Here is a 6768-nt window from a genome sequence, read left to right as displayed (position 1 = left end):
ATTCTCTGAACTTCTTCTATCTTTATGTCTCTTTTATTAATATAATCCCTATTAGTAGCAGTTTCAAGCATTTTATAAGAATCGTATGAATTCCTTATAAAATCACTCTGTATGAAAGAATATTTTCTTCTAGGCTTTATTTTAATACGCTTATTAACATCTGGAGTACTCAATAACATTTCATAATCTTCTGTATCAAACCAACGTACACGGGTATATCTACCCATGAGCGTTTTACATTCTCCAACTAGAAAGCTAAGTTCTCTAAATACCTTATCTACACGATTATACTTCTGTGCAGTATAGTATATCCTTTTCCCATGCCCTTTTCTATTTTGTGTTAAAAGCGTAAGAAGTTCTACAGGGAAATTACTATAATCCCTAGAATTAAACTCATTTTGCACTTCATCCCATGCAAAAACACATGGTTTATCGTATTCTTTTAAAAGCATTTTCCAATGAGTAAAGGGAGCATCTTCAAATTTAAATCCATAGTTAGTAAATATATAAATCCTATCCTGATATTTTTCTCTTAACCTTAAAAGTTCTTCCGACATAGCCATAGTCTTCCCATAACCAGGCAATCCAAAATACCCAAATATCCCATACAAATGTATTTTTTCTTCATGTCTATTTTTAAATGCTCTATATATATCGATACTCTTCCACTTAACAAAATTAATTATCTTCATATTTATAAAACCTCCACAAATAATAAAAAAAATAAACAAAAAATATTGGAAAACTTAAAATAATTAAAAAACAACCCAAATAAATAAAAACTTTAGACATAACAAGCAGACCACCAAAACCAAGAAATAAATAAGGAATCTTAAAATTAGTAAAAATTATATACTTATCTAAAAATTTAATAAAAGAATTAAACAAAAACTACCCCCCTTTTAAAGCTTTGCAAGAAGTAAGCAGAACAACAATTAATATGTAAAGAAAATTCTAAAATAAAATAAAACAAATACTTATAAGATTATAATTAATAGTTGTTCTACTTAAAAACAAGCATATTTATATACAACGTATAAAGGACTAAGCAAGTAATTTAAAAAACTTTTTCTACATTACATTACAAAAAACTTTTATAAATTATCCTTTACACTATTAAAATTATTCTAAGAAACGCCAGGGATTTTTTTATAAATCCATTCTATAATTGCCCAAGCCAACTGAATTCCACTCCACATTACAACACTACCTAAAACAAGTATAAAATTAGTAGAGCCACAAAAATAAAGACCATACCCAACTAATTTATAAAACTCTTGTATAACGCTGCCATTAAAAGCAGAATAAGAAGGAACTAAACCAACTAGAAAACTCAAAAACAAAAACAAAGGTTTAAACATTAACTCAACTATCATTTTGAGCCACCCCCACTATATTTATTAGTAGTAGAATAGTTACTATTACCTTTAGAAGTAGAAATAAAATCACTTAAAACTGGAGAACTAGGAGCAGAATCACCCATAGCCTTAAAGTCTATTCCACCACCGCTACTATTACCAGTAAAGTTTCCACCTTCAACAGGACTTATTCCTCTAATTAAAAGTAAAACATTTTTATAATGATACCAAGCTAAAAATAAAAGAGTTAACCCACCGAAAACGACATGGCAAAGGGGAACAATACGAGTTATAAAACTAAAATCTAAAGTAACAGTAGTACCCATTATAGTAAAAGTATAAATAAATTTAGGATCTACAGGTTTACTATTATTTTTAAAATCAGATATATAATCCAGACCATTACCATTGAATTTACCATTAAGCTCTCCTTCTAAAGCCTTAAATTCATCTATAAAAAAGTTATCACTAGGAATTAAAATTTTCTTTAAAAATTCTAATATTTTATCCCATATACTATCACCAACATTATCAACTGGCTTATCTACTGGAATACTATCCCCCCCCATTTGCCACGGTAAAGCACCAACATCAGAACCATTAACAACTTTTGGAGAAGTAGCAGCAACATCACTTATAGGAACATCTACAGTAATTTGAGAATCTTTAACATCAGGTATAGTTGGATTAAGAACTTTTCCAACTGCCTCAACATTTTGAGGACTTATAACAATCCCTTGATTTTTCTCATTAACAGGATTTAAAGTATTATCAATAACTTGTTTATTAGCAGATACTTTACTCTCATAACTACCCCAAGTTATTTTTAAACCATTTGTTACCCTACAAGAAAAAGAAAAAATACGACCATTAAAATCAAAATAAACCCCATTATGTAAATTATTGTGAATAATTCGATAACAACATTTCAAAGGAGAACCAAACATACAAGCTTCATAATCAGTATAACTATGAAAAGTATCAATTTCAGCCCATCTATTCCTATTTTTAAACATATCATGATAATAAAGAGTAAAAGAAGAACCAGTAATAACAACACCATTAAAAGGAGCTAATAAAGAATTAATAAAATTATTATAAGTTTTTGAATCATCATCAATTTTAGAAGTTATACCACTCATAGATTCAATAGAACAAGTAGAAACTTTAGTAGTAAGATTCTTTTTTAGTCGATAATCCTCCCACTTATCAAGAACACTTTGACAAAATTCTTTACTAACATAATAACCTTGTTTAATAGCTTGTATTCCCATTTGTGCAAGAGCCTTTTTATTTTCTATGCTAAAATCTAATTTTTTTTGATATTCCATTTGCAATTGTTCTTGAAATTCTTTTTCTTCATTTAAAAAGTCTTGAGCAGTTGGAATTGATACAACAATACCAAAACTACTTAATATATTAACTATTATTGGAGCTAATTCACTTTCAAAAATTCCGACAATAGGATTAGCTTTAACAACTTTCTTTTTAACACCAAAACTACAAGAAAAAATCGAAAAAGAAACAAAAAAAACTAAAACTAAAGAAAAAAATCTATCACTAAAAAAATAACTTTTCTTTATTTTCTGTAACATAATACACCCCCAATAAAGCCGACAAGGGGGGAAGGCATAAAAGCCATTCCCCCCCTAATAAAGTCGGCATAATATTTATTATAAGAACTTGTATACTATTCTAGGTATTAAAGATACCCCAATCATAGTACCCATTATACCTATTCCTATAGGTAATAAAGTAGTTAAGTTTGAAGTAACAGCAGTTGTAATTGGTGCTAACATTTCCGCAGTTAACATAAAAAATCATCTCCTTTTTAAATTTAATATATATTTATATAAATTTCTTTAAAAATTTATAGAAAACAAAAATTAAAAATACTAATCCTATACAAACTATAAAAAAATAACTAAGATTATTATTATATTGTGTATTAAACTTTAAAGTGCTAAACCCTTCATGCACAGTATTAAAACTAGTCGTAACATTAGAATTTAAACTCTGTATATCAGTATCTAAAGTCGCAATTTCTTTTTTGTTATCAAGAGAACTAATTAACTCTTTCAAATCAGAAAAGCGTTTTTCTGTCTGTTTTTGCAAGTCGGATTCCCTTTTATCCAACTCTTTTTTTTGTTCAGGAGTAACAATAATAGACTTTTTAAGACTATCTAAATTACTATTAACAGTTTTAAGTTCATCAAGTTCTTTAGTCTGTAAATCAATAAGTTTCAATTGATTCTGAATAAATTGGTTAATTAATTCATCATTCATACTATTTTACTTTAATATCTAAAATTTCTAAACGAGGGAATTTACCACTTACAAAACTAAAAGAACAATGATACTTTTCCATTTTTTTAACATCAAATACCTTGTTTTCATCACCCTTATAAATAGGAGATACAGTAACCCCTTCATCTCCTAGCACATGAATAAGAATATAACTAGTACCCTTTTCAGTATTAGTCTTTCTCTCAATACCAGTGATAATAACTTCTCTTTCAAAATTTAACATAATAAATACCTCCAACTTTTTTTAAATAAAAAACAAAATTATAAATATCAAAAAATTTTAGTGCTTACATAAAGTATATACATTATGTTAACAAAGTTCAAGAAAAATTTTCTAAATTAAAACATTATTATAAAATTTTCAAAAAACATACATAAAAATTAAAAACATAAAAAACATCAACAAGAATAACTGTTAATAATTACAAAATTAATAAAAGAATTTTATAAGCAAAATACATCTCAATGCCAAATCGTTAAAAATTTCATAATCAATATAAGAATAAGAAACTTGTTTTTTTATTTCAGAAAAATAATAATCAACATTATTTAAAAAAACTTCTCTCAAAGAGCTATCTATAACAATAGAAATATCTTCATATTCTTTTAAAACATTCATTTTCCAAATTTGAAAATTTATCTTTCTCATTAATTTATCTCTTAAAAGTAACTCATAATTCATAACAAAACCCCCAAAAATCATTTAAAATTAACATTCTTATAAAATTTAATCTCTTTAACCTTCCTATTAACACCTTGCACTTTCTCAACAGGTGATATATAATCATCATATAAACTTTCAGAAAAATAATAATAATTATCAGAGCTATCAAAATTCTCTGTTTGTTTTTTTAAACTATCTAAAAGATTAAACGCCTCACACGGCGTTATTTTTTTTTCATTTTCTACACACAAATCATCACTATCTATACTAAATTCTTTAACTATCTCTTTTTTTAATCCAACACTTACCAAATATCTCTTCTTTACTTTATCTTCTTGCTGCAACAAATCAGTTTCCTTAGTCATATACTTACTTATATAAAAAGCAGAACCTTGACTATCATACAATTCTCTATAATCAATAAAACCTTTATCCCATATGATAGAATTTAAAATATTTTCAACTTTTTTTCTATCATCAGTTTTTTTAGAACATTTACCAATTCCAACATTCCATTCACAAACTTCAAAATCACAAAAATCTTTATAATCTAAATTACAAAGCATATGCATATGCCAAGCACCACGCTTTTGGCGTTCAAAAATACATACAAACTCAAATTTTTTACCAAACTTTCTTTTCATCATCATATTAATTCTATTTCTAAATCTTCTAAAATCATTATAAGCAACATCATAATCACACATATTTTCCCTATAAGTCAAAGTAAGAAAATATTTCAATTGTGGATTACACATAGCATATTCTATAACTTTATTTTTACTTCTCCTTATAGAATTTTCTCTATTTTTTTTCTTATTACTTTCAATAATAGAAGAAGCATACTGTAAACACTCTTGATATTCGTCCATATCATACATAATATTACCGTCATTATCTAAATTAAAATCTAAATACTTTTTAGCAAGTAAACTTGCTATATGATGTTTTTTATCTTCTTCACTATCAAAAATCAGACGTTCACGACTAGGTTTTCTAAATCTAGGACTAGAAAAAAATTGAAATATAACATTTTCACCTCTAATAATAACCTTACCGTCAGTTCGACTATAGTTAATATTTTGCTTTTCATTTTTTGTGTCAGTTGTGTCGCCATAATCAAGTTGGGCGACAGGACTAATAAAACTCAAAATTTCACCCCCTTAAAAAAAATCAAAAATCAAAACTATCAAAAAATATAAGAAATAAAATAATCAAATTAAAAATACATCCAACACCACATAAAATAAAAAGATACAAATTATCTCTCATCATTTCAGCCATTTTTAAAACAATCATAAAAACACTCTCCTTAAAACTTCAATAACAAAAGAACAAGAAATAAAAATTATAAAAAACAAAAATAAAATTAAAAAAATAAATTTAAGCATAAATTTAAAATTCAAATAAAACATCTCCTTTTTTAAAATATAAAGATAGAAGAAAACTATCTATTTTTTATTAAATTCTTTTTCCCATAATTTCATGGTCATAGCACTAATATTTTTATAACCTTTACTCTTTGCAAGTTCTTCTAAAGCTTCCTTTTGCGTTTGCGTAACTCTAATATTAATAATTTTATCTTTTATATCTCTAACAAACATTTAATCACCTCATGAATAGTATACCATAGATTAAAAAAAATGTATATACATTTTGTATATACATCATAAAATTCTTTGAACTTCTTCTATCTTTATATCTCTTTTATTAATATAATCTCTATTCTTAGCAGTTTCAAGCATTTTATAAGAATCATACGAATCTCTTATAAAATCACTTTGTATAAAAGAATATTTTTTACGTGGTTTTATTTTAATTCTTTTATTAACGTCAGGAGTGCTTAAAAGCATTTCATAGTCTTCAGTATCAAACCATCTAACTCTAGTATAACGCCCCATTAAAGTTTTACATTCCCCAACCAAAAAACTAAGTTCTCTAAATACTTTATCAACACGATTATACTTTTGAGCAGTATAATAGATTCTCTTTCCATGACCTTTTCTATTTTGAGTAAGAAGGGTTAATAACTCAACAGGAAAATTACTATAATCCCTAGAATTAAATTCATTCTGCACCTCATCCCATGCGAAAACGCACGGTTTGTCATACTCTTCCAAAAGCATCTTCCAATGTGTGAATGGTGCATCTTCAAATTTAAACCCATAATTAGTAAATATATAAATTCTATCCCCATATTTCTCTCTTAATCTCAAAAGTTCTTCACTCATAGCCATAGTTTTACCAAAACCTGGAAGTCCGAAGAATCCAAAAATACCGTATAAATGTATTTTCTCTTCATGTCTATTTTTAAATGCTCTGTATATATCGATATTTTTCCATTTCAAAAATTCAAATATTTTCACAATTAACACCTCTTTTTTAGCTTTGCAAGAAGTAAGCAGAACAACAATTAATATGTAAAGAAAATTCTAAAAT

11 protein-coding genes are annotated in these 6768 nt (G+C 26.4%); all 11 read right to left on the bottom strand.

Translation table 11 applies throughout. From position 1 onward, the window contains the following. Positions 1–692: hypothetical protein (locus tag Q4E08_RS11085; protein ID WP_303130962.1), on the bottom strand; the 692-nt coding region annotated here is incomplete at its 3' end. A gap of 435 nt (positions 693–1127) precedes the next feature. Then, positions 1128–1376: a hypothetical protein gene (locus tag Q4E08_RS11080; protein WP_303130960.1), complete on the bottom strand. Its 249-nt coding sequence runs from the start codon at positions 1374–1376 to the stop codon at positions 1128–1130. Beyond that, a complete protein-coding gene (locus Q4E08_RS11075) occupies positions 1373–2953 on the bottom strand; it encodes a hypothetical protein (RefSeq protein WP_303130959.1) in 1581 nt (526 codons plus the stop codon). The genes Q4E08_RS11080 and Q4E08_RS11075 overlap by 4 nt, the downstream gene beginning before the upstream one ends. 78 nt (positions 2954–3031) lie before the next feature. Further along, on the bottom strand, positions 3032–3172 hold the full coding sequence (locus tag Q4E08_RS11070; RefSeq protein ID WP_303130958.1) for a hypothetical protein: 141 nt from the start codon (positions 3170–3172) through the stop codon (positions 3032–3034). A 34-nt stretch (positions 3173–3206) separates the two neighbouring features. Next, the gene (locus tag Q4E08_RS11065) at positions 3207–3644 is read right to left on the bottom strand and encodes a hypothetical protein (protein WP_303130957.1); all 438 of its coding nucleotides are present in this window, start codon (positions 3642–3644) and stop codon (positions 3207–3209) included. A 1-nt stretch (position 3645) separates the two neighbouring features. Beyond that, positions 3646–3888 (bottom strand): hypothetical protein, encoded by a 243-nt coding sequence (locus tag Q4E08_RS11060; protein WP_303130956.1) that lies wholly within the window; start codon positions 3886–3888, stop codon positions 3646–3648. 207 nt (positions 3889–4095) lie between these two features. Next, positions 4096–4347, bottom strand: a complete 252-nt coding sequence (locus tag Q4E08_RS11055; RefSeq protein WP_303130954.1) for a hypothetical protein — start codon at positions 4345–4347, stop codon at positions 4096–4098. Positions 4348–4364: 17 nt separating this feature from the next. Continuing rightward, a complete protein-coding gene (locus tag Q4E08_RS11050; RefSeq protein ID WP_303130952.1) occupies positions 4365–5480 on the bottom strand; it encodes a hypothetical protein in 1116 nt (371 codons plus the stop codon). 22 nt (positions 5481–5502) lie between these two features. Beyond that, on the bottom strand, positions 5503–5628 hold the full coding sequence (locus tag Q4E08_RS11045; RefSeq protein ID WP_303130951.1) for a hypothetical protein: 126 nt from the start codon (positions 5626–5628) through the stop codon (positions 5503–5505). A gap of 152 nt (positions 5629–5780) precedes the next feature. Next, positions 5781–5933, bottom strand: a complete 153-nt coding sequence (locus tag Q4E08_RS11040) for a hypothetical protein (RefSeq protein WP_303130950.1) — start codon at positions 5931–5933, stop codon at positions 5781–5783. Between the two features lie 63 nt (positions 5934–5996). Further along, a complete protein-coding gene (locus tag Q4E08_RS11035; RefSeq protein ID WP_303130949.1) occupies positions 5997–6695 on the bottom strand; it encodes a hypothetical protein in 699 nt (232 codons plus the stop codon). Positions 6696–6768 lie beyond the last annotated feature (73 nt).

Origin of the sequence: Clostridium sp., from assembly GCF_030532265.1 — a bacterium.
GTDB lineage: Bacteria > Bacillota > Clostridia > Clostridiales > Clostridiaceae > Clostridium.
Note: the sequence above shows the minus strand (reverse complement) of the source record. Positions and strands in the feature narration are given on the sequence as shown.